We start from the raw sequence: 21,414 nt of genomic DNA on the forward strand, positions 1-21,414 counted from the left end.
TTTCCAATTAACAGATATTGAATTGATATGAAAAAGATAATAATCTATTTTCTGGTATTGATCGCGGCGGTTAATATCGCGGGCTGTGATAAATCCAAACTCGACCTGACCAGCCAGAGCGCTTATGACTACTCCACTTATTTTACATCTAATGATGGTCTTAACCAGGCCGTGATAGCCACTTATTCAACGCTTCTTCATCAGGGGTTGTGGTCCAGGGAGTATTACTTCATATTCGACCTTCTGGGTTACGAAGCCAAAAAGACAACTAATTTGCAAGGCGACATGGCCCAGCTGGCGGATTACTCGTTTGGTACGAGCCAGGCGCAGATCGCCCAGCTCTGGAACAGCCTCTACCGGTTGATCTTGCGCGCAAATGTGGTGATCGACAGAACGAGCGTTTGGACACCTACAAATGCGGCCGACCAGGCCAATGCCAAGCAATACATTGCAGAAGCAAGGTTTCTGAGATCATACGCTTATTTCAATATTGTCAACCTGTGGGGAAATGCGCCTTTGATCACGGCGTATGACAGCACGGTTGCCAACAATTATTTCCCCAGGGCAAAAGCTGCAACCATCTGGAACGAGATAGAACAGGACCTTACGCTGGCTATCGCAGACCTTCCGGTGAGTTACGATGCCGCTACGGGCCTGGGACGCGCGACAAAAGGTGCGGCAGTGGCACTGCTGGGCAAATCATATTTGTACCAGAAAAAATGGGCGCAGGCGCAAACCACACTGGCGATGCTCACCACCGCTCCGTACACTTATTCGCTTGACCCTTCGTACGATAACCTGTTCAGTACGCACAACCAGAGCAGTCCTGAAAACATTTTCCAGGTGATGAATGCGGCATGGACAGACTGGGGGATTGGTAACCAGTACTATGTATTTGGGGGGCAGGAAACCTGGGGCGGAAAAGCGACCCATTCCGACAGGGCGCAGGAGTATGGATTCAAAGACTGGTTCAACGTGTATATTCCAACCACGACGGTGAATGCTTTTCATTATGCCAATCCGCAAACCGGAGCTGCCTATGTGGATCCAAGGGCTGCCTCGACATTTTATGGCGACAAGGCCAGCGGCGGGGATACCCAATACTGTCAGAAATGTGATGGTGGCGCCATTCCGTTCCCTTTTAAGGCGGATGACCCGCAGGGTTATTACGTCTGGAAAAAATACCAGTACTACAATGAAGTTGCGTCCTATGGAGGTCCTGCAAGCTCCATCAATGGGCAGGTAATCCGTTACGCGGACGTACTTCTGATGCTGGCAGAATCATACATTCAGCAAGGTCAGACCGGTGCGGAGCCGCTCAAATGGATCAATCAGGTCAGGAAACGGTCGGGTGCTGTGGAGTACACCAGCCTGGGAAGCCAGGCAGCGGCCATGTCTGTCCTGATGCTGGAGAGGCAGCTGGAGCTTTGCGGCGAGCAGTCGCGTTACTTCGACCTGATCAGATGGGGCATTGCAAAGCAAACCATTAATGCACAACGTGCCAAGGAACCGGGCGACGGCAAGCAGCCATTTCAGGATAAAAATGTATTGTTCCCAATACCTGACGTTGAGAAAAACTACAATCCGAATGTGGCCAAGGACATTGCCAACGGCTGGAATTAAGATGCATTGAAGTGGCTGTAAGCCGCTGAAAATGGATTGAGTGCAAAAAAGGAGAGCCCCAGATAAATGGGAGCCCTCCTTTTTTATTTTGTCAGATCGCCTTATTGGGCAGAAATATGCTGAATGTCGCGCCTTGTCCGATATGTCCCGACGCCATAATGGCTCCTGAGTGATTTACGACAACTTTTTCGCATATAGCCAATCCGATCCCGGTACCGGCATATTCGGTTTTTCCATGGAGCCGCTGAAAAACCTGAAAGATCCTCTCGGCATAACGGTCGTCAAAACCAATACCATTGTCAATGACGTCGATACGGTGATATGAACTGGCATATACAATCAGTTTTTCAGGCTGGGGGAAATCGCCCTCTTCGGCCAGGGAGTATCTGATCTGGATTTTGGGCGGGACGCTGGCCCGCCTGAATTTGATGGCATTACTCAGTAAATTTTGGAAAAGCTGCCTGAGTTGCGATTTATCCCCCGAAATAACGGGTAGCTGATCCACCGAGATTTCCGCTTTTGATTCCAGGAAAGCCAGTTCGACCATACTCAGCGCCTCGTCGACCACGACGTTAAGCGAAATGGTTTCCAACCCCACCGGCGTTACCGAAATCCGTGAAAAGGACAGCAGGTCCTCGATTAGTACCGACATCCGGTTGGCGGCGGACTGCATTCTGATCACCAGGTCCTTGCCGTCGCCGAGCTGGTCGGCATAGCGTTTAGCGAGCATCTCTCCGAAGGATTGAATCTTTCGAAGGGGTTCCTGAAGATCGTGGGAGGCTACATAGGCAAACTGCTGGAGATTTTCATTGGAGCGCTCCAGTAAGTTGTTGGATTTATTGAGGTCTTCATTGATAGCCATATATTCTTCATTGATAGAAGCCAGCTCTTCATTGGTCGCCTCCATTTCTTCATTGCTGGCCTCCAGTTCCTCGGTGCGCTCTTGTACCTGCCGTTCAAGGGCGAGTTGAATTTTGCGCTGGATGGTTACGTCTTGCGCACTTCCAATCATGGTCAGAGGATGGCCGTTATCGTCGAAAAAGACCTTGCCCTGATCGTGTATCACCCTTTCGCGACCATTGGACAAGGATTTGATCCCAAATTCCATGTCGTAGGTTCCCGCACTTCCGGGAGAAACGGCCCGGTTGATGGCCTCCTTCACAGCCGGCAGGTCCGAATCATGAACAACCGAATAGAATTTTTCGAAAGAAACGGGACCCGTTTCCTCTATTCCAAACCAATCCTTCATCCTGCTGGAATAGTCGAGCAATCCCGTACTCAAATCAACCTGGTAAGTGCCCAGCTCAGCGAGTTCGATGGCATTGCGCAGGGTACTTTCCGCGCGTTCGATGTTTTGGCGCGCCAATACCTGCTGTGTCACGTCAGTCGCCACAACCAATACACCGCTGATTACCTCATCTGCACTGCGCTGAGGCTGGCAAGTGAGGTCTACGTAGATGGTGACCGGCTCATTATCAAGCAATATCTTAACAGGTTGTTCTTTTGACAAAAATGGTATACCTGTGTCGATTACTTCAGTTAAAAGCTTGTCGAAGCCCTGGTCGTGCAATTCGGGAAGCGCTTCCAGCAAGGATTTATGGAGCATTTCTTCCGGTGTCCGGCCAACCAAATTGGCATAAAAAGGATTCACCATCCTGAAAACCAGCTGTTCCCTGCTGATGATCGCGATAGCCACTGGCGACTGTTCAAAAAGGGCCAGCAACTGCATCTGGCTTTCCTCGATCTGTTTTTGAACCGCAACCCGCTCGGTAACATCGGCGATCGTACTCAAAACCGCGTATACTTTTCCCGCGCCATCGAAAAGCGGGGTATAGGTTATGTTATAATAATGATTGGCAGTGACGCCGCCATCGACGGGGTCAAGCTGTGCCTCAAACTCCTGGTGCATTTTTCCGGATGTAAACACGTCCTCCATGATCCGTGAAAATGGCTGTATCCAGAATTCGGGCATGATTTCGGCCAGGGGGGAGCCCGTTATATCGGGACCTTTGCCAAAAATGTCCAGGAACGCTTTGTTAGACATCTCAAGCACAAAGCCGGGGCCAACAAAAAGTCCGATTGCAACCGGCGCAGCAGCTATCACGGATCGTAACCTGGCCTCACTTTCTTCGAGCGCTTTTTGACCGACAATCTGTGCGGTCACATCCAGCGACATATCAATGATCGCATAAACCTTTCCGGATTCGTCAAACAGGGGCTTATAAGTGAAATTGAAATAATACCTGTCGATAACCCCGTTTACTTCAATGTCTACCGGCGCGTTTTCGGAACTGAACGTTTCTCCGGTATTGTAAATGTTTTCCAGGAGGTCATGGAAAGGCTGGCCGTCTAGTTCCGGCATGGCCTGCCGGAGTGTTTTGCCGATCGCGGATTCGTCTTTGCCCCAATAATCCAGCATAAGCTCATTGGCCAGCTCGACGACCATATCCCGGCCGGCAAACACACTGATACCAACCGGAACCTGCTCAATCAATGAGCGGAATTTGCGCTCGCTAGCAGCCAACGCCCTCCGCGACCTGACCTTCTGCGTGACGTCAGTGGCCATTACCAGGATACGGACTGCATCAGATTCGTCATGCAGGGGCAGGTAAATGAAGTCGAAATACGCAGGCTCGGCAAGTCCGCCCCGTCCGAAGTCCTCCTGAATTTCCAGGGCGGAAAATGGCTCCCCGCTGTGGTAGACCTGCTGCAGTATGTTCAGGAAACCGCTCTCCGCAATAGTAGGGAGCACGGCACGCAAAGGACTTCCGATTCCGGATTTGCCGGTTTCCCAGATCTCGAAGATTTTGTCATTGCCGACTTCGATAACCAGATCGGGGCCCGCAAATATAGCGATGGCCATCGGGGCCTGGTCAACCAGGCTTTTGAACCATTTTTCACCCAGTAACTTATTTTGTATGTGGGTATAAGCCTCCGTAACGTCCTGACAGGCCAGCAATACACCAGCGACCTCCCCGGAGTCATCCCATACAGGGCTGTAATTGACATTCCAGAAATGACTTTCATCCTGTCCGTTTCTTGCAACAGGAACAAGCTGGTTTTCGCTCCAGACCGCATCGCCCGTGGCAATCACCTGTCGGGCCAGGGATTTCATGCCTGGCCAGATTTCCGCCTGGCCGGGTTTTCCCGGGTGAATGGTTTCAGGGAAACCACCCTCGTTTTTCAAGGCCGGAGAAAAGGCGTCATTGTAAAATGGAATGAGGTCCTCACCCCACAACAATAACATTGGAAATGGTGACGACAGGATTGTCGACACGGTAAACTTTAAGCTCAACGGCCAGCTTTCCGGTATGCCGACCGGAGAATCAGCCCAATTCAACAACCTCAAAAACGCACCGGTTTCACCTCCGCCCTTGAGAAAAATAGAAGCTGGGATCATGAATACGATAAACTTTAATCAGTTAAACTTTTCGTTAGAACTCTCATGCGTGTTAAAACTTGTGAGTCGTATCTGTGATGGGCCACACACGGCAGTCCGGACATTGTCGCGGAAAGGATTCCCCACCATTTGTATAGAAACATCCACTGAAAAACCATGCGAAAAGCGATTGGAACGACATTCGGGCTAGAATTAGATCAACAAAAGAACCTGGTCGGCTCAAAACCGGCTGGTCACACGGGCAATTGCCCTGCACGAAGAAGGTAAAAAAAGAAATGTTCCCGAAGGTGATATCCGGCAATCCCGCCTGGTATCCGGTCTTGGATAAAAACTAAAAAAGCCGTCATCATTTCTGTGACAGCTTCTTTAGTTTTCAGGATGGTGGGTGCTTTATCTATTCATCAGGAATTGATAAAGGCCAGCAGATCTGCATTGATGGTCGCGCTCTCTGTTGTGGGCATGCCGTGAGGAAAACCTGGATAGGAAATAAGCTTGCCGTTTTTGAGCAGGGTCAGGGCCTTGGCGCCGGTCAGATGGAATGGGACGATCTGGTCGTCCTCGCCGTGCAGCACCAGCACCGGCACATCTACGCTTTTCAGGTCTTCGGTGAAGTCGGTTTCGGAAAACGCTTTGATACAATCGTAATGCGCTTTTATTCCGCCCATCATTCCCTGGCGCCACCAGTTATCCCTGATGCCCTGCGAAATTTCCGCACCTTCGCGGTTATAGCCATAGAAGGGAATGGTAAAATCCTGGAAATATTGTTGCCGCCTGGTAGCAGTCCCTTCCCGTATTTCATCGAATACCGACATGGGGATACCCTCCGGATTACTTTCGGTCTGTACCATAAGGGGGGTAACCGCACTGATCAGCACAGCTTTGGCAACGCGGCCCTGGCCGTATTTCGCCACATACCTGATCACCTCGCCGCCACCTGTTGAGTGGCCGATGTGAATGGCATCTTTCAAGTCCAGCGCTGTGGTGAGCTCGGCGACATCTGCCGCATACGTATCCATGTCATTGCCGAATGCCGTTTGGGTAGACCTTCCGTGACCTCTGCGGTCGTGGGCAATGACCCTGAAACCCTGGTTCAGGAAAAACATCATTTGGCCGTCCCAGTCATCGCCGGATAATGGCCAGCCGTGGTGAAAGACAATCGGTTGCCCGGTTCCCCAGTCCTTGTAATAAATTTCGGTACCGTCCTTTACAGTGATCTTGCTCATTTTAGTGGTCGCTGAATGTGAATAAAGTTTTTGGGAAGATACTTTTTTTGGTTGAAAGAATCCATTGATGAAACCTCCTGCCGCCGCCATTCCGGTTTTTGTCAAATGATTTAATCTTTTGGTAATATCTGCTTCATCTGGGGAATATAGTGCTGGACTAGTTTTACAGAAACAATTTTTATACTCACCATGAAACTTCTGTTACCATCAGCGGCTCTATTTGGCCTGCTCGCCCTGTCGGGCTGTGAAGACCATCGTATGCCTGGCAGTCCGGACATCACACTTGCAAACCGTTCGGTTACGCCTGTCCTTGCCAAACTATTACCGGGAGCACCCAATGCCAGGTTGTACTCTTTGCTCAGCAGCGACGACGTACTGGAGCAATCACCCAATTACATTTTCGGAGGCTCGGCGGATGGCGCCGGACTTTTTCAGAACCCTGATGGTAACTATACCATCCTGGTCAACAATGAAGACAATTTTGCCGTGTCCCGCATTACGCTCGACAAATCGTTTAAGCCTGTCAAAGGCGAATATGTCCTTAATTCGGACGGAGGGACCTGGCGTCTGTGTTCTGCCACGCTGGTTACCCCTTTGGAACACGGCTTCGGCCCTTTGTTCCTGACTTGTGGCGAAAGCGGACAGGAATCCAGGACGCACGCGTTACCAGTAGATGCCAGTGCCAGCCAGGCAGGAATGTCCCGTGAGGTAGCTGCATTGGGAAGATGGAGCGCAGAAAATGCCCTTCCGTTGCCCAAATCGGCCTATCCCGGCAAAACAGTGGTGTTGATCGGCGACGACGACTCGGATGTAAACGGAGGTCAGCTGGCGATGTATCTGGCTAATTCGGTGGGTGATCTTGAAAACGGGTCCCTTTTCATGCTGAAACGGTCGGATGATAACCAAAAAGAAATGGACATGAAGGTAGGGACTATGTACGATGTCGAATTTGCCAAAATAGATAACCACAAAACATTGACCGGTGCCCAGATCAATGCCAAAGTAAATGACCTGAAAGCCATCAAATTCGGCCGCGTGGAAGATGTTGATTATCGTAAGGGCGGCGGAGCCAACGGTCGCGAAGTGATTTTTGCCGTAACAGGCCAGGACAATTCCGGTGTGAACGCTGATTACTCCCGCTCCAAATACGGACGTGTTTACCGCCTGACACTCGATGCCAGCGACCCGTCAAAAGGAAAACTGGAAGTTTTATTGGACGGTGATGACAGGGCTGGAATCGCAAAAACGTTTCAGGATCCCGACAATGTTTGCGTAACTACCAACTACGTGTACATCATGGAAGACCCTAACGGATATGGTGACGAAACACACGACGGTTATGTGTACCAGTACAATCTGAACACTAAAAACCTGGCACCTGTCATGGAGATAGACCACCGCAGAAATGAGGCGGATGCTAACAAATACAATGTAGGCGGTACGTCCAAATTGGGATCATGGGAAAGCAGCGGTATGATCGACGTATCAGATGTGACGGGCCGTCCGAATACGTTTATGATTGGTATACAGGCACATACCTGGAGAGATGCAAAATATCAGGGCGTTGACGGCGGATCCGTCCGCAAAGCCGAAAACCAGGCTAGTCAGCTTGTTCTGATCGAAGGCTTGCCTCGTTAAACTTGTTAATTTGGAACGCCTGACGGGAATCTCCGGTCAGGCGTTTTTGTATTTGCCAAGGTTTCCCAATCCTGTCTTTCATTTTCATGTTATCCAAGTCAAAACCAGGACTGCCGCGCCATATGTTGCCGCTGGCGGGCCTCTTTCTTTTTATCATTTTTGTTCTGCCGCGCTGCAAACCGGAACCGACCACCTCTCAAACGGTGAAGAGGCAATTTATGCGCGATATCGATGAGCTGGACAGTTGCGTGGCCCGTCTGCAATCGGATATCAAAGCGCGGCGTGCGTCTGCAACGGTACAGGCGGCATTTCGCCAAGCACGCCTGGCCTACAAGCGAGTTGAGTTTATTTCAGCCTACTACAGCCCGGAGACTACCAAGGCGCTCAACGGGCCCAATATCCCGGAAGTGGACGACGACCTGCGGGTTAACCAGCCGGAAGGTTTTCAGGTTTTGGAAGAATTGCTCTTTCCAGGAACTGATTCCGCCAGCTATGCGGATGCAGTCCAGCACGCGGCAGTTATCCGCTCCAATGTGAACCGGCTGAGGAAGATCTCCGAAAGCAACGAATTGACCGACAGCCATATCCTCGACGCCATGCGGCTGGAAGTTTTTCGCGTTCAGACGCTGGGCATTACGGGTTTCGATTCGCCCGTTGCCTTTCATTCATTTCCCGAAGCGGCCAGCGCCCTGCAAAGCATACAAGAACATCTGATGTGTTATCACATCGAAAAGCAAGACCTTTCTCTCTCGCAAAAGCTGGACAGCACTTTTAAAAATGCCATTGTCGCTTTGCAAAAAGCTGGTGATTTTGATGGATTTGACCGGTTGGGTTTTATCAAAGAAAAAGCGAACCCGTTAAGTGCATTATTGCTAGATGTTCAAAAATCAATGGGGATTCTCGTTTTTACCGAAAGCAGGTTGTTATCTCCCGCTGCCCGTAACCTGACCGATTCGGGAATTTTCAAGGCAGATTATTTTGTAAACCTGGACGAGCAACATGCTACCGCGGATCGGATCGCTCTTGGCGAAATGCTCTTCTTTAACCCGGTACTTTCTGGTAAAAACGGCAGGACCTGCGCAACCTGCCATCAGCCGAACAAAGCATTTACCGATGGGGAAACGAAAAGCTTTGCGGTGGGGTTTGACGGCGTACGCATTAGCAGGAATGCGCCCACACTGTTGAATGCTTCGTTACAGGCCGTTCAGTTTGCCGATTCAAGGGTAGCCTTCCTGGAAGACCAGGCCAGCGATGTGATTCAGAACCGGCAGGAAATGCACGGCTCTTTACCCGATGCGGTGAAGGCATTGCAGCAACAACCGGAATACCGCAAGTTATTCGCGCGTTCTTACAAAGACGGCATCACAGAGCACACGCTCAAAAATGCGATCGCCAGCTACATCCGCTCACTGATCTCCCTCGATTCCAAACTGGACCGTTACTTCCGCGGCGAGAACATGGCGTTGACAGCGGAAGAAAAATCAGGCTTCAACATCTTTATGGGGAAAGGAAAGTGTGCGACGTGCCACTTTTTTCCATTATTCAATGGTACGGTTCCGCCGGTATACCAGGAAACGGAAAGCGAGGTACTGGGCACGCCGGCCACAGCCGCAGGGAAAGAAGTCGACCCGGATGTGGGCAAATATGTAATGACCAAACGGGAACCGCATTTGCACGCGTTCAAGACGCCAACGGTGCGACATATTTCAAAAACTGCGCCCTATATGCACAACGGTGTTTTCAGAACGCTGGAAGAAGTGGTCGATTTCTACGACAAAGGCGGCGGCAATGGGTTAGGGTTTGACCTGGACAACCAGACATTGCCGTTTGACAAGCTGAGCCTGACTGCCGGTGAGAAAAAGAGCCTGGTGGCTTTCATGAAAATACTCTAGCCGTGCCAGCGGCCGGTTGCAAGGCGTTATCAGACGGAACGATAACTTTCCTGTGCAAATCAATTGGATATCAGATGCTTCTGTAGATAGGTGTATCAGGGTACTTTGAAAGCCATAATAAAGCCTGACGGATTTTCTTTCGTTCCGCCCACCGACAATGCGACATATTGCTTCCTGCCACTCAGGTACGTACAGGCGGTGGCATTGGCCACACCGGGAAGATCTGTTTTCCAGAGCAGCTTGCCTGTCTTTTTGTCGAATGCGCGGAGTTTCCTGTCGTTGGTGCCGCTGATGAAAACAAGGCCGCCTGCCGTGACGATCGGTCCGGCGGACCCTTCCTGTCCGGTCTCTGGTCCGTCTTTCGGTTGTCTTTTGTCGTCGTTGCCCAGCGGGATCTGCCATTCGTATTCTCCGGTAGTGAGGTTAACAGCGCTCAGCGTTCCCCAGGGCGGCCTGAGCGCGGGGTTGCCGTCCGGGTCGCGGAAATGTCCGTAAGCCGTCAGATTGAGGTATTTGTCTGCGCCCGGTTTGGTTTTGCCGGTTTCGAACTTCGTGACTGCATTGGTGCTTTGCTGCTCTCTTTCGTATAGAAACGCAATGATCGCCTTTTCTTTTCCTTTGACCACGCTGGCAAATGCTGGCATTTTGCCTCCGCCTTTTTTGATCTTGTCCAGCGCAGCCTCCCGCGTCATCCGGTTGCGCAAGCCAATCAATGAGGGGTACGTTGGCTCGTCGCCATTTTTGTCCTTGCCGTGGCAAGCCACGCAATAAGTCATATAAAGCGATTTGCCCTGTTGAAAAACAGACATATTCTTGGATTCTTCTTCCAGGTCCACCTTTTTCATGGACTCGATCTCGGGGGAATCATTGGACTTCACAAATAGTACGCTGCTTTGGGGATCAAAAGCCGCCCCGCCCCATTCCGCCCCGCCCCGCGAGCCGGGCAGCATCAGGGTGCCTTTCAAATCGGGTGGGGTAAAAAGGCCTTCGTAGCGCATGGAGCGGTATTTTTTCACAATGGTATCGTGACCGGCGTCCGTATAATGGGTCAGGTCCGCTTCCGACATATACTGTCTTGCGAAAGGCTTGGGTTTCAGGGGGAAAGGCTGGGTAGGCCAGGCTTCCTCGCCGGGAATATTGGAAGCAGGTACTTTGCGCTCTTCGATGGGGAAAAGCGGTTCGCCGGTTTCGCGGTTAAAAACAAAAATGAAGCCGTGCTTGGAAACCTGCGCTACCGCATCCACCGGTTTGCCATTGCGTTCGACAGTCACCAGGTTGGGAGGGCAGGGGAGGTCGTAATCCCAGAGGTCGTGGTGTACGGTTTGGAAATGCCAGATGTGCTTGCCGGTAGCGGCGTCCAATGCGACCACACTGTTTCCATATAAATTCTGGCCCTTCCTGTCGGCCCCGTAATAATCGTATGTGGGCGATCCGGTTGCCAGGAACACCATTCCGCGTTGGAGGTCGATGCTCATGCCTCCCCAGTCGTTGGCGCCGCCCGCATATTTGTAGGCTTCTTTCGGCCAGGTTTCGTAGCCGGCCTCGCCGGGGAGCGGGATGGTATGGAATGTCCACACGAGTTTGCCTGTTTTGCAATGGTAGGCCCTGATATACCCAGGCTGGGCACCGTACAATTCGGATACCTCGGCACCCATGATCAATAGATCTTTATAAATAATGCCCGGTGAAGTAGGGATAACAGAAATGGTTTCGGGTGCATCCCGCAATCCCACATTCATGCTTACTTTGCCGTCGTTGCCGAAATCCGGAATGGGCTTACCGGTTTTGATATCCAACGCGAAAAGATTATCCCCGCCTGTTACCAGGATCCGTTTGTCGCGGTCACCATCCTCCCAGTAGGTCAGCCCGCGGCTCACGCCGCCGCCTTCTGCACCGAAAAAAGGGTCAAACTCCCATTTTTTTTCACCGGTTGAGGCATTTACCGCGTACACCCAATGCTTGGCCGAGGTGGCATACATCACACCATCGATAATGATCGGGTTGCATTCGCTGCTGCCCGGACGACCGCCTTCTTTGATATCCTTCAACGCAAAAGTCCAGGCCGGCTGCAATTGTGCTACATTGGAAGTATTGATCTGGTCCAGCGGCGAGTAGCTTGTGCTGTGCGGGTCGGCCTTGTAAAAGCCCCAGGTGCGGTCTTCATCCCTGCTGGTTTGGTAAGCGACGAAGAGAACAAAGGAGAAAATGGCGATCAGCGGGCCAGAAAGCGGGTTGAGGAATCGGGTTTTATGTTTTTTCATGCCAGTCGTATAAGGCAAAAGGAACTTCATTTTACTATTTTTCTGACGTATTCCACCAGGGACTTTTCACCGGGGAATGCCTTGGTCCCGGCAGGCAATTTTCGTAAAAACCATCTGGTTTCCCAAACAGCAGAGGCACCCGGCGACAGTTCGAGATATGGCCCCTGGTGCTCAATTTCGACGTAGCCAGAATTGGAAGGGGTTACTTCACTTGCGAAAAGCTCCACTTCCCCCTCTTTGGGCGCATTTTGTTCCAACGGTACATCGGGAAACTTTTTAACCAGTATCGCATCCCCGTTCACTTGCGCCAGCCAGCCTTCCGAACCGTCGGCGTAGATTTGCCGGTCGCCTTTGGCGGGCAGTTTCTCCCTTTGATATGGGTAATAAAAAATACCTTTTTGAATGGAAGTGGAAGATAGCAACCCGCCCCTCGCACTGTCTTTTCCGACCGGGAAAAAAGCAAGCCCGTTTGGCTTGACCCGCGTGACCTCCCAGGGGGCCACTTTCCGGGCTTGGGCGGAATGATTGGTAATGATGTATTTCAACACAAATGCACCGTTTTTGAGATCTCCGGAAATCTCTTTCGTAACCACCAGGCCGGTCTTGGGATCTTGCCCGCTGATCATTTTAACGATACCATTTTCTGCCGACGCACGATAAGGCTTATTGTCGATCACCGCAGAAGGCGGCCAGTCCCAGTCACTTTGCGGGCTGAACCAGAAAGTGGATCCCCAATTGAAATGGTTGACCGTGCTGTCGGTCAGGAAGTCTTCACCATTCAGAAGCAGGTTCGTAATGCGGCCACCCTTGGCGGGGTCGATGCGCATGACCTGGTCTTTCAGTGTGATCGTGTATTTCCCGTCCTTTTCAACGGGAATAGCCAATTTTGACTTCTGAGCCAACAAACCCGAGCCTGCTGTCAAAAGGCATGCTATGGTAAAGAAGCGTATTAGCGTTATCCGGCTCACTTACTTTAATTATTTGATAAAGTTCAAATTCAGTATTATCCTTAGCGCTTTTGTCAACCTGAGCGGACCGGGCCGGGCGGTCGAAGGCTTTTTCTGGCCGGGCACAACGCTTTTCTACATCGTGCCCGGCCAGTAGTGCACTTTCGACCCCACTCGGTGTGACAAGTTTAGACGATCAGTGTGGCAAGTCGGGGGCTCAGGCTGACAACTTTAATTACCCAAGATCAATTCCAATCATTGGCAATATCCGCCGCGAGTGCGGGATTGGAGTTACGTTCGGCGATAGGGATAGGCAGTAAAACGTGTTTATCCAAAAACGGCTGCTGGCCCGGCCCGGCGGGGTGCTCCGCATTCAGCGTTTCCTTTGCAATGCCCCAGCGGACGAGGTCGAACCATCGCGACTGTTCGCCGGCCAGTTCGATGCGGCGCTCGCGGCGGACTGCTTCGCGCGCCTCGGTTTGTGATAAAGACGTCGGGTAGTTTTTAGCCATCACATCGGGCCGGTTCCTGACCTGGTTCATATATCCGATCGCCGCCGGAATGTTGGGGGTTCCTTTTTCTATGTTCGCTTCGGTGAGCATCAGCAGTACATCCGCATAGCGCATCACGTGGGTATTGATACCGCTCATGGGTGCCTCCGTGTATTTTTGAAATTCGTAAGGCTCATATTTGCGGTAGCGGTTGCTGTAAAAATCGTATGGATATTTGATCGGGCCCGCAGCGCAAAAATCGCAATATTCGGTATCGCCTCCGTTTGACGCAGCGCCATAGAATGTGTATTTCGCTCTTGGGTCAATGTAGCCCGCCGCGCCTGTCGCGGGATCGGTGTATTTGTGGGCCGCCACCAGCGCGTTGGAAATCGTTACGTTTTCCCAGTCATTGAAACCGTATTCCTGCGCGCGGCCGGTGTGGAACGTCTTGCCGTCTTCGCCTTCCCAACCGCCAAACATATAATATTGGGTGTTGGAAGTGGTATAGGTATGGTTCACCGCAAAAAGCACCTCGGGCGTGTTGATGTTATCTTCTCCAAACAAATGGTCGTACTTCGGATCAAGCGCATAGGTGTAGGGCGCGGCCGTCAGTTTTACGAGCTGCTCGGCAGCCTGGTCGTATTTTTTCTGGAAAAGGTAAGTTTTGCCCAAAAATCCGATCGCTGCACCTTTGGTCGCACGGCCTGTCTGGTCCGCAGGGTAAGCCACGGGCAGATCGGGGATCGCCAATGTGAACTCGCTTTCCACCACTTTCCAGACCTCATCCACGGAAGCCCGCGGCGCTGAGTTCGTTTTCGAATCCTCATAGGTCATTTTCAAAGGGACGCGACCCCAGTTGGTAACCAGGTTGAAATAGGCGAACCCCCTCAGCCAGTGTGCCTCGGCAATGTACTGTGCCTTTTGCGCGGTTTCGGTGGCATTGGCAGGTTCCCAGGTGTCCATCACTTTCAGGGCCAGGTTTGCCCGGAAGATCATGCGGTAGAGAGATGCCCACAGGCCAACGATATCTTCATTGTTATTGGTAAAACTGTAATCGGTCAGCTGCAATTCGGTACCCACCAATGCACTGGACCTTTCGGCCTCGTTGGCAAGGAGGTCGAAGATGAAGTACCATTCCCTCGACATCATGCCCATGTGGCTGAACACCGCATAAGTCGCCAGCACGGATTCATTGAACTGTACCTGTGTTTTGAAATAAGTCTCGTCGGTATAAGTGTTCTCGTTTTTGACGTCGAGGAGCTTGTCGCTGCAGCCCGACAGAAATACGATGGAGAGTGCCAGTATTTTTAAACTTTTCATTGTTGTTCCTGATTTTATACAACATTAAATTTTTTCAAAACTCAAAATCCCGCCTGGATACCGAACATCAGCGTGCGTGGCTGTGGTACCTGGCCGGTATCGATCCCTCTTCCGAAAATGAAGTTGCCGCTACCTGTCACTTCGGGATCATAGCCTGAATATTTCGTGAATGTCATCAGGTTCTGGGCGGTGATATACACCCGCAGGCTGGAAAGCACATTTCCTGTAAAGGGCTTGATCTTTGGGCCGGGGACGGTGTAGCCGAGCGTCAGGTTACGGATCCGGGCGTAGGCGCCGTTTTCGACATACCAGGAAGAGTTCCGGAGGTTAGCCGCTGTACCGTAATTCTGTCCGGCGCGGGCGATGTCGGTAATATCACCCGGATTTTGCCAGCGGTCGAGTACCGTTGTTTTGGTATTGAATGGAAGCGCAACACCTTCGAGATAGTATTTCGTACCATTAATGATATCCACACCGGCCAGGCCCTGCAGGGTCGCCATCAGGTCAAAGTTTTTGTAATTGAGATTGATATCGACGCCATAGGTGAACTTCGGGATGGGGCTGCCAAGGAATGTCTGGTCGGCATCGGTCACTTTCCCGTCCCCGTTGAGGTCCTTGAAAATCCGGTCGCCCGGGAGCAGCCCTGCCTGGTACTCGGCGTCGGAAGCGCCTCCTGCCGCACGGGCCAGTGCGTTGTACTTCTCTACATCCGCGTTGTCGATCGCCACGTGGTCGTACACATATCCGTAAAATGCGCCGATCGGCTGGCCCACTTCTGTCCGCGACATGGCTGGCACCGAATAGAACGAGCCGTCCACGATGGGCACAGCATCCTGCGTACCCAGTGACCTCACCCTGTTTTTGTTGTACGAGCCGTTTACGTTGATGCTGTAAGTCAGTCCTTTATCTGTATTTCCATTGTATCCCAGTGTCAGCTCAAACCCACGGTTGAATGCCGACGCCGCGTTGATCAACTGGCTGCTTGAAGCGCCGCTTACACCGCCGTAGCCGGTGGATAATGGCAGGGGTACCTCTACCAGCAGGTCCTTGTTCAGACGGTTGTAGTAACCCGCGCTGAGTGTCAGTTTCTTTTTGAAAAACGATGCATCCAATCCGAAATCCAGGGTGGAAGTTTCTTCCCATTTCAGGTTAGGCGTAGAAGGAATGGCTACCGTGGCACCGTTCGTCAGTGTTTCGCTGGTCCCGAGCGGGTACACCACGCTGTTACCGCTTCCTGTCCATACGGTCGATTGGTAGGAGAAGCCGTTGATGTTGGAGTTTCCGGTTTTTCCCCAGCTGGCGCGGAGTTTCAGGTCTGAAATAAAGGCGACGGACTTCATGAATTGCTCATCTGAAACGCGCCACCCAAGTCCCGCGGACGGAAAGTAACCAACCCGGTTTTCTTTGGCGAACAGTGAGGTCGCATCGCGGCGGCCGGTCAGTGTCAGGATATATTTCTCTTTGAAATTATAGTTGACACGGGCGAAATAGGAGATAAACCGTGCATTGGAATTGGCCAGCCCGGAACCGAAAATCACGGTTTTGGCCACGCCTATCTGGTGAATTTCCTCATTGGCGAAGTTACTTCCGACCAGGCTTACCGAGCGGGAGAGGTGCCCGTCGCGATAAGAATTTCCAGCTGTAATGCCCAATCCGTGGTTTTTGAACTGTTTGTTATAAGTAAAATAGTTTTCGAGAATGTAGCTCAGGTTATAGCCGTAACCTTCCGAGATCTGGCTTTGGGTTACCAGCTGGTTACCGGCGTAAGTGGGGTTATAGGAATAGTTCTGGCTAAAATTATAGGTGCCGCCAAACTGCGTACGGAATTTCAAACCGTCCAGGATATCCAGTTCTCCATACAACTGGAGGTAATTGTTGAGGTTACGGTTTTTGGTATCGTACAGGTTTGGCACGATCAACGGGTTTTGGGAATCGTTCCCATCCTTCGCGCTGGTTGCAATGCCGTACCCGCCCAATGTATTCGTCGGGTCCAGAACGGAAATGTACGGCGGCATTCTCAAGCCGTTCAGGATGTTGGCAGTATTGCCATCTGTAAGCTGGTAGCGGATATTGAGTTGCTGGCCCAGTTTAATGCGTTTTCCCACAAACTCTTCCAGATTGAAGCGGAAATTGGCGCGGGTGAAGCTCATATCCACCACCTGGCTCTCCTGCTTGGTATAGCCGGTTGAAAAGCTGTAAGTAACATGTTCGGTGCCGCCGCCAATATTGATGTGGTGTTCGCTGATTTTGCCGGTGCGGAACATTTCTTTCTGCCAGTCGGTCTTGGTAATGTTCGCTTCGGGCGTCGACAGCCTGGGAGGAAGCGGCTGGCCGTAATTGGTATACCATTCTTTTACCAGATCGGTATATTGCTGCGCATTGAGCATGTCAAACTGTTTCCATGGTCTGGAAAAGCCCACATATCCATTGTAGGTGATTTTCGGCTTACCGGTTTTAGGAAGCCTGGTGGTCACCACAACCACCCCATTAGCACCTTGCGCCCCATAGATTGCCACCGAAGAGGCGTCTTTCAGTACACTGATCGACTCAATGTCATAAGGGCTCAGCGAGTTGAACATAGTCGCATCGCTCTGGATCCCGTCGATCACATAAAGCGGAGCGGAGTTGGTAAACGACCCCGTTCCTCTCACGACGATCTGCGCGCCCGAACCCGGCACGCCACTGTTGTTGATCACCTGTACCCCGGCTATTTTTCCCTGCAGCAACTGGGAGGTGTTGCTTACCCCGACATCCCCAAAACTTTTCCGGGAAACAACGCCTACCGAACCCACGAGGTCTTTTCGGGATTGCTCTCCATAACCCACCACTACAAATTCCTCCAGCGCATTCACATTTTCGGCCAGGGTAACATCAATGGTCGAGCGGTTTCCCACCGGGATCTCCTGACTTGTAAACCCAACAAAGCTGAATATCAGCACGGCATTGCCGTCGTCGACCGAAAGCTGGTAATTGCCTGCATTGTCCGTGATCACACCCCGGTTTGTACCGCGCACCACAATGCTCACGCCAGGCAGCCCGTCGCCTTTAGAATCAAGGACGCGGCCTTTGACGGGAATTTCAACTACCTGGCGCTCAGCCGAAAAATGGACTTCGCCAGGAATGGCCGGCACAGGCAGCATTGCCTCCCCGGCGGTGGGTGCGGCGGGCTTGTCGTCCTCGTATGCTGTTTTCCGCGGCTGTTTCCTGACGATCAGGTACGTGCCCCGGCCTGATTTTTTGAACTCCAGCTGGTTGGGGTTCAGCAGTCCTTCCAGGCGTTTTTCCAATTTCGCCGTGCCCGGCTCCGGTGCCGGCTGGATGGTAATGCCTTGCACAGTTGCTTCTTCAAATACAATGTTAACCTGGTATTTTCGGCCCAGTTCGAGCAGCACATCGCGCAATTTCTGCGCTTCGGGGACATTTCTTGATGTGGGCTGATGCCGGGCAGCCTGCAGGAATGCGACGGTTTGTGCCATTCCGGCGAATGTCAGGAACAGCATGCACAAACTCAGCCCTGATCTCTTAAGTAATTGGTTGGACATAAATTAGGGAATTTTTGGGGTAGACAGTTCGATGTAATCCTCTTTCTGGGTAATCTCGATTTGCATCAGCTCGGATAAAATCTGCAGTAAGTCATCCGCATGCACGGCTTTGTAAGTGCCGGCGATCCGGCGATTGGCCAGCAGCGTGTCGGGGATACGTACCTGAACCCCGAACTGCTCGTGTATTTGTAAGGCCACATTGGAGAGCAGGGTATTGTCAAAATAAAAGGTCTGGTCTTTCCAGGCTGTATAAGGCCGGGGATCGGCAGGGCGGGTCAGGTTAAACGCACCGTTTTTGTCAGAGACAAAGAGGTTACCGGGTTTCATGTACAATTGCTTTCCTTCCGGCAGCTGTAACTTCACCTTACCCTGTTTCAGGAAGACCCGTTTACCGCGCTCCCGGGAGAAGGCCACGAATTCGGTGCCGAGCACTTCAATCTGGTAATGGTCGCCCATATGGACTATAAATCGGTCGTTGTGGCGGGTATGGGTTACCTTGAATTCCGCTTCCCCTTCCAGAAACACTTCGCGGGTGTCATTCGCAAAACCAAATCGTGGGACCAGTAAGGTGGAATTGGAATTCAGCAGCACTTCTGTCCCCTCCGAAAGTTTATAGCAAACTGTACTGCCCATAACAGACTGGAGCGAGCGGTAAAGGATTTGTTTTTTGAAAATAAAACAGGAGGCGAGGGCCAGGCAGGCAGCGGCAGCGGCCCAGGCCCAGCGGTGATAGCCGGAATATCGTTCAGCACGTATCCCGCTTTCCCATCCGGCCTGATCTGAATGCGCTCCGCCCAGCTTCGTCCGGAAATTTTCCAGGGCCTGGTCGGCGTCGGGCTGGAATTGCGGATGCGCACTTTCCCATTCGTCGAGGTACTGGTAGTACAAGTCTTCGTTATTTGGGTCAGACAGCCATTCTTCCACAAGCTTTCGCTGCATGGAAGTGGTATTGCCATCGAAAAAATCAAATAGCAACTGTTTGATGATAGGTTCCTTCATGGATGTTTAATTAAGAAAAAGAAGGATCAGCAGGATCCAGTGCATGGACAGTTCTTTTCGGAGGCGTACCAGCGCCCGGCTGACCAACGCTTCAACCGCCTTGGGGCTGATCTTGAGCTCGTCCGCGATCTCCTGGTATTTCTTTCCTTCCACGCGTTTCAGGATGTAAGCCCTGCGGCACTGTGGCGGCAGGTCACGGATGATATGCTCGATTTTCTGATGCAGCTCGGTGTATTGCAGTGCTTCGTCGGGATTGGGGGCGTCGGAGCTTTGGGTAGAATCGTCGGCGGCCTGGGCGAATTTCATTTGCCATTTCAAGTGGTTGTAGGCCCGGTGCCTCACGGATTTGTACAGGTAAGCCCGGTAGGAAGTGGTCACCTGCTGGTAGGTCTGATTCTGCCAGAATACCGTAAAAATCTCGGAGACAATATCTTCGGCTGTTTCGCGTGAATGTACAAACCGGATGGCATGGCTACAGAGATTGACATAATACCTCCTGAAGAGCAGCTCGCAAGCTTTCTCGGGATTGTTCCCGAATTCCTTTCTGAGCAGGAATTCGTCGTCCGTGAGGATAGCGTCGCCCGGCGAGGCGTCGCCCGGCGAACCGTCGCCAAGCGTTTTTCGGAAAGCTTCGTGAGGAGGATCCGGCAAATCTTCATGAAGATCACGTGCGGAAAATGAAGTCATTTGAATGGTGTCCACGGTGCTTGGTACAATTACACCACCCAGACAAAAAACTACTACTTTTCCCTATACTGCAAATAATAAAAAAGTGAAATACTTTTAAACGGAATATAATTCCATGATAAAAGGATAATTGCCAAATAAAATCACAGTTCGGTTTTTGGCCTGTAATTGGTTAGATTTACAGGTTGTTTTTCAGACTTCACCTAACCCGGATCACCTATGAAATTGCTGTTTGCAGGTCTGTTCATCAGTATCGGCCTATTTTCAAATGCGTTTTCACAAGATATCAAAGGCACTTACGCGATCAAGAATGTTAAAACCGGTATGCTTTTGCGTGTGAAAGACGCTTCTTCCAAAAACGGCACGCCGCTGGTATCGTATTATCCTCAAAACTGGAAGTGCATGACCTGGGATTTCAAAAGCGTGGGGCCCAATACCTATCAGCTGGAAAATCTATTTACACATAAAACATTCCAGCCCATAGGGACGGCCTCAGACGGCACGGCATTTGAAGAACAGCCGCTCGTACCTGGCCATGCAGGGCAGGAATATGAATTTGTGAAAGTAAGGAAGGACACTTATCTCATCAGGGTCAAAGGCTCCGACCTTTATGTCACACCGTCGGTTGTAGATAAAGAGGGTGTCAATTCTGCAGTAATCGTGGCTCAAAAAAGGAACACGCCAGAGCAGGAATGGATGATCTATCAGCAGTCGCCGACGATGTGAGGACCGGAACGACATTTTTTCAGAGCTTATTTCTGGAAGGTGAAGAAAGATAATGATGCCAAAGGATCATGGTAGCCATTGTGCGGTAGGGCTGCCACTGTGCTGCGATTTCGAGCAGGCTTTGCCTTGGAGTATCTTTCGCGAGTTTTTTGGCCCTTTTTAATGCATTTACCGCAGCCAGGTCACCGATCGGAAAAATATCGGCCCTTCTCAGCACAAACATTAAATAGATATCAGTCGTCCAGTTGCCAATTCCTTTCATCGCGGTGAGTATGGTCCTCACTTCTTCATCAGAACTTCCCTCCAACGCGGCCAGGTCGAGCTTCCCGGTTTCAAGCGCGTCTGCCAGTCCCCGAATGTAGGAAGCCTTTTGCCGACTAACATAGCAGGCTTTCAACTCTTCATCACTGAGTTGAAGTAGATTCGCAGGAGCTAAGAGCACTGTTTTTGCCTGTAATTTTTTCAGTGCCGCCAGAGCAGAGGCCAGCGAGACTTGTTCTTCCAGGATAATGTGGACGAGCGTTTCAAATGAATTGGGCCGCGTCCACAGGGGCGGGTAACCATGCGCTTTGATGATTTCGGACAGGTCTTCGTCCCCGAGCGCCAGTTGATCGCAGGCATGCTGGAAATCGTCCGGTGAAAATGTTTGAAACATGCAATTTTCT

General features: G+C 51.4%; 14 protein-coding genes. 5 read left to right on the forward strand and 9 right to left on the reverse strand.

Annotated features, from left to right (window positions below):
- Nucleotides 1-27 precede the first annotated feature (27 nt).
- On the forward strand, nt 28-1,623 hold the full coding sequence (locus AC1XUF_RS15495; RefSeq protein ID WP_483342718.1) for a RagB/SusD family nutrient uptake outer membrane protein: 1,596 nt from the start codon (nt 28-30) through the stop codon (nt 1,621-1,623).
- Between the two features lie 91 nt (nt 1,624-1,714).
- On the opposite strand, the gene AC1XUF_RS15500 is transcribed toward AC1XUF_RS15495, so the two are convergent.
- Complete coding sequence (locus tag AC1XUF_RS15500) at nt 1,715-5,023, reverse strand: PAS domain-containing protein (RefSeq protein WP_483342719.1); 3,309 nt, start codon at nt 5,021-5,023, stop codon at nt 1,715-1,717.
- Between the two features lie 401 nt (nt 5,024-5,424).
- Entirely contained in the window at nt 5,425-6,246 is an 822-nt protein-coding gene (locus tag AC1XUF_RS15505) for an alpha/beta fold hydrolase (protein ID WP_483342720.1), read from the reverse strand.
- Nucleotides 6,247-6,435: 189 nt separating this feature from the next.
- Here AC1XUF_RS15505 and AC1XUF_RS15510 point away from each other — a divergent pair, with 189 nt between their 5' ends.
- Together AC1XUF_RS15510 and AC1XUF_RS15515 are read left to right on the forward strand one after the other, a co-directional pair.
- Nucleotides 6,436-7,884 (forward strand): hypothetical protein, encoded by a 1,449-nt coding sequence (locus AC1XUF_RS15510; RefSeq protein ID WP_483342721.1) that lies wholly within the window; start codon nt 6,436-6,438, stop codon nt 7,882-7,884.
- A gap of 86 nt (nt 7,885-7,970) precedes the next feature.
- Nucleotides 7,971-9,776 (forward strand): cytochrome c peroxidase, encoded by a 1,806-nt coding sequence (locus AC1XUF_RS15515; protein ID WP_483342722.1) that lies wholly within the window; start codon nt 7,971-7,973, stop codon nt 9,774-9,776.
- Nucleotides 9,777-9,871: 95 nt separating this feature from the next.
- On the opposite strand, the gene AC1XUF_RS15520 is transcribed toward AC1XUF_RS15515, so the two are convergent.
- Nucleotides 9,872-12,037 (reverse strand): outer membrane protein assembly factor BamB family protein, encoded by a 2,166-nt coding sequence (locus AC1XUF_RS15520; protein WP_483342723.1) that lies wholly within the window; start codon nt 12,035-12,037, stop codon nt 9,872-9,874.
- Between the two features lie 26 nt (nt 12,038-12,063).
- A complete protein-coding gene (locus tag AC1XUF_RS15525) occupies nt 12,064-12,921 on the reverse strand; it encodes a DUF4380 domain-containing protein (RefSeq protein WP_483342724.1) in 858 nt (285 codons plus the stop codon).
- A 49-nt stretch (nt 12,922-12,970) separates the two neighbouring features.
- On the opposite strand from AC1XUF_RS15525, the gene AC1XUF_RS15530 reads away from it, so the two are divergent.
- Nucleotides 12,971-13,141: a hypothetical protein gene (locus tag AC1XUF_RS15530; protein WP_483342725.1), complete on the forward strand. Its 171-nt coding sequence runs from the start codon at nt 12,971-12,973 to the stop codon at nt 13,139-13,141.
- 88 nt (nt 13,142-13,229) lie between these two features.
- On the opposite strand, the gene AC1XUF_RS15535 is transcribed toward AC1XUF_RS15530, so the two are convergent.
- The 4 genes from AC1XUF_RS15535 to AC1XUF_RS15550 are packed head-to-tail and all read right to left on the reverse strand — an operon-like array spanning nt 13,230 to nt 20,023.
- A complete protein-coding gene (locus AC1XUF_RS15535; protein WP_483342726.1) occupies nt 13,230-14,795 on the reverse strand; it encodes a RagB/SusD family nutrient uptake outer membrane protein in 1,566 nt (521 codons plus the stop codon).
- A 41-nt stretch (nt 14,796-14,836) separates the two neighbouring features.
- Complete coding sequence (locus AC1XUF_RS15540) at nt 14,837-18,337, reverse strand: SusC/RagA family TonB-linked outer membrane protein (protein ID WP_483342727.1); 3,501 nt, start codon at nt 18,335-18,337, stop codon at nt 14,837-14,839.
- 3 nt (nt 18,338-18,340) lie between these two features.
- Nucleotides 18,341-19,336, reverse strand: a complete 996-nt coding sequence (locus tag AC1XUF_RS15545) for a FecR family protein (RefSeq protein ID WP_483342728.1) — start codon at nt 19,334-19,336, stop codon at nt 18,341-18,343.
- A gap of 6 nt (nt 19,337-19,342) precedes the next feature.
- Nucleotides 19,343-20,023 (reverse strand): RNA polymerase sigma-70 factor, encoded by a 681-nt coding sequence (locus AC1XUF_RS15550; RefSeq protein WP_483342729.1) that lies wholly within the window; start codon nt 20,021-20,023, stop codon nt 19,343-19,345.
- Nucleotides 20,024-20,242: 219 nt separating this feature from the next.
- Here AC1XUF_RS15550 and AC1XUF_RS15555 point away from each other — a divergent pair, with 219 nt between their 5' ends.
- Nucleotides 20,243-20,749, forward strand: a complete 507-nt coding sequence (locus tag AC1XUF_RS15555) for an RICIN domain-containing protein (protein WP_483342730.1) — start codon at nt 20,243-20,245, stop codon at nt 20,747-20,749.
- Between the two features lie 19 nt (nt 20,750-20,768).
- On the opposite strand, the gene AC1XUF_RS15560 is transcribed toward AC1XUF_RS15555, so the two are convergent.
- Nucleotides 20,769-21,404: a DNA-3-methyladenine glycosylase family protein gene (locus AC1XUF_RS15560; protein ID WP_483342731.1), complete on the reverse strand. Its 636-nt coding sequence runs from the start codon at nt 21,402-21,404 to the stop codon at nt 20,769-20,771.
- Between the last annotated feature and the right edge of the window lie 10 nt (nt 21,405-21,414).

Source organism: Dyadobacter sp. HNCC25DJ185 (assembly GCF_056895195.1).

What these genes read in the sequence shown, in the direction of transcription:
- AC1XUF_RS15560 (WP_483342731.1), bottom strand. Translation starts at nt 21,404, where the DNA reads ATGTTTCAAACATTTTCACCGGACGATTTCCAGCATGCCTGCGATCAA.
- AC1XUF_RS15545 (WP_483342728.1), bottom strand. Translation starts at nt 19,336, where the DNA reads ATGAAGGAACCTATCATCAAACAGTTGCTATTTGATTTTTTCGATGGC.
- AC1XUF_RS15540 (WP_483342727.1), bottom strand. Translation starts at nt 18,337, where the DNA reads ATGTCCAACCAATTACTTAAGAGATCAGGGCTGAGTTTGTGCATGCTG.
- AC1XUF_RS15555 (WP_483342730.1), top strand. Translation starts at nt 20,243, where the DNA reads ATGAAATTGCTGTTTGCAGGTCTGTTCATCAGTATCGGCCTATTTTCA.
- AC1XUF_RS15500 (WP_483342719.1), bottom strand. Translation starts at nt 5,023, where the DNA reads ATGATCCCAGCTTCTATTTTTCTCAAGGGCGGAGGTGAAACCGGTGCG.
- AC1XUF_RS15535 (WP_483342726.1), bottom strand. Translation starts at nt 14,795, where the DNA reads ATGAAAAGTTTAAAAATACTGGCACTCTCCATCGTATTTCTGTCGGGC.
- AC1XUF_RS15515 (WP_483342722.1), top strand. Translation starts at nt 7,971, where the DNA reads ATGTTATCCAAGTCAAAACCAGGACTGCCGCGCCATATGTTGCCGCTG.
- AC1XUF_RS15510 (WP_483342721.1), top strand. Translation starts at nt 6,436, where the DNA reads ATGAAACTTCTGTTACCATCAGCGGCTCTATTTGGCCTGCTCGCCCTG.
- AC1XUF_RS15530 (WP_483342725.1), top strand. Translation starts at nt 12,971, where the DNA reads ATGGTAAAGAAGCGTATTAGCGTTATCCGGCTCACTTACTTTAATTAT.
- AC1XUF_RS15520 (WP_483342723.1), bottom strand. Translation starts at nt 12,037, where the DNA reads ATGAAAAAACATAAAACCCGATTCCTCAACCCGCTTTCTGGCCCGCTG.
- AC1XUF_RS15505 (WP_483342720.1), bottom strand. Translation starts at nt 6,246, where the DNA reads ATGAGCAAGATCACTGTAAAGGACGGTACCGAAATTTATTACAAGGAC.
- AC1XUF_RS15550 (WP_483342729.1), bottom strand. Translation starts at nt 20,023, where the DNA reads ATGACTTCATTTTCCGCACGTGATCTTCATGAAGATTTGCCGGATCCT.
- AC1XUF_RS15495 (WP_483342718.1), top strand. Translation starts at nt 28, where the DNA reads ATGAAAAAGATAATAATCTATTTTCTGGTATTGATCGCGGCGGTTAAT.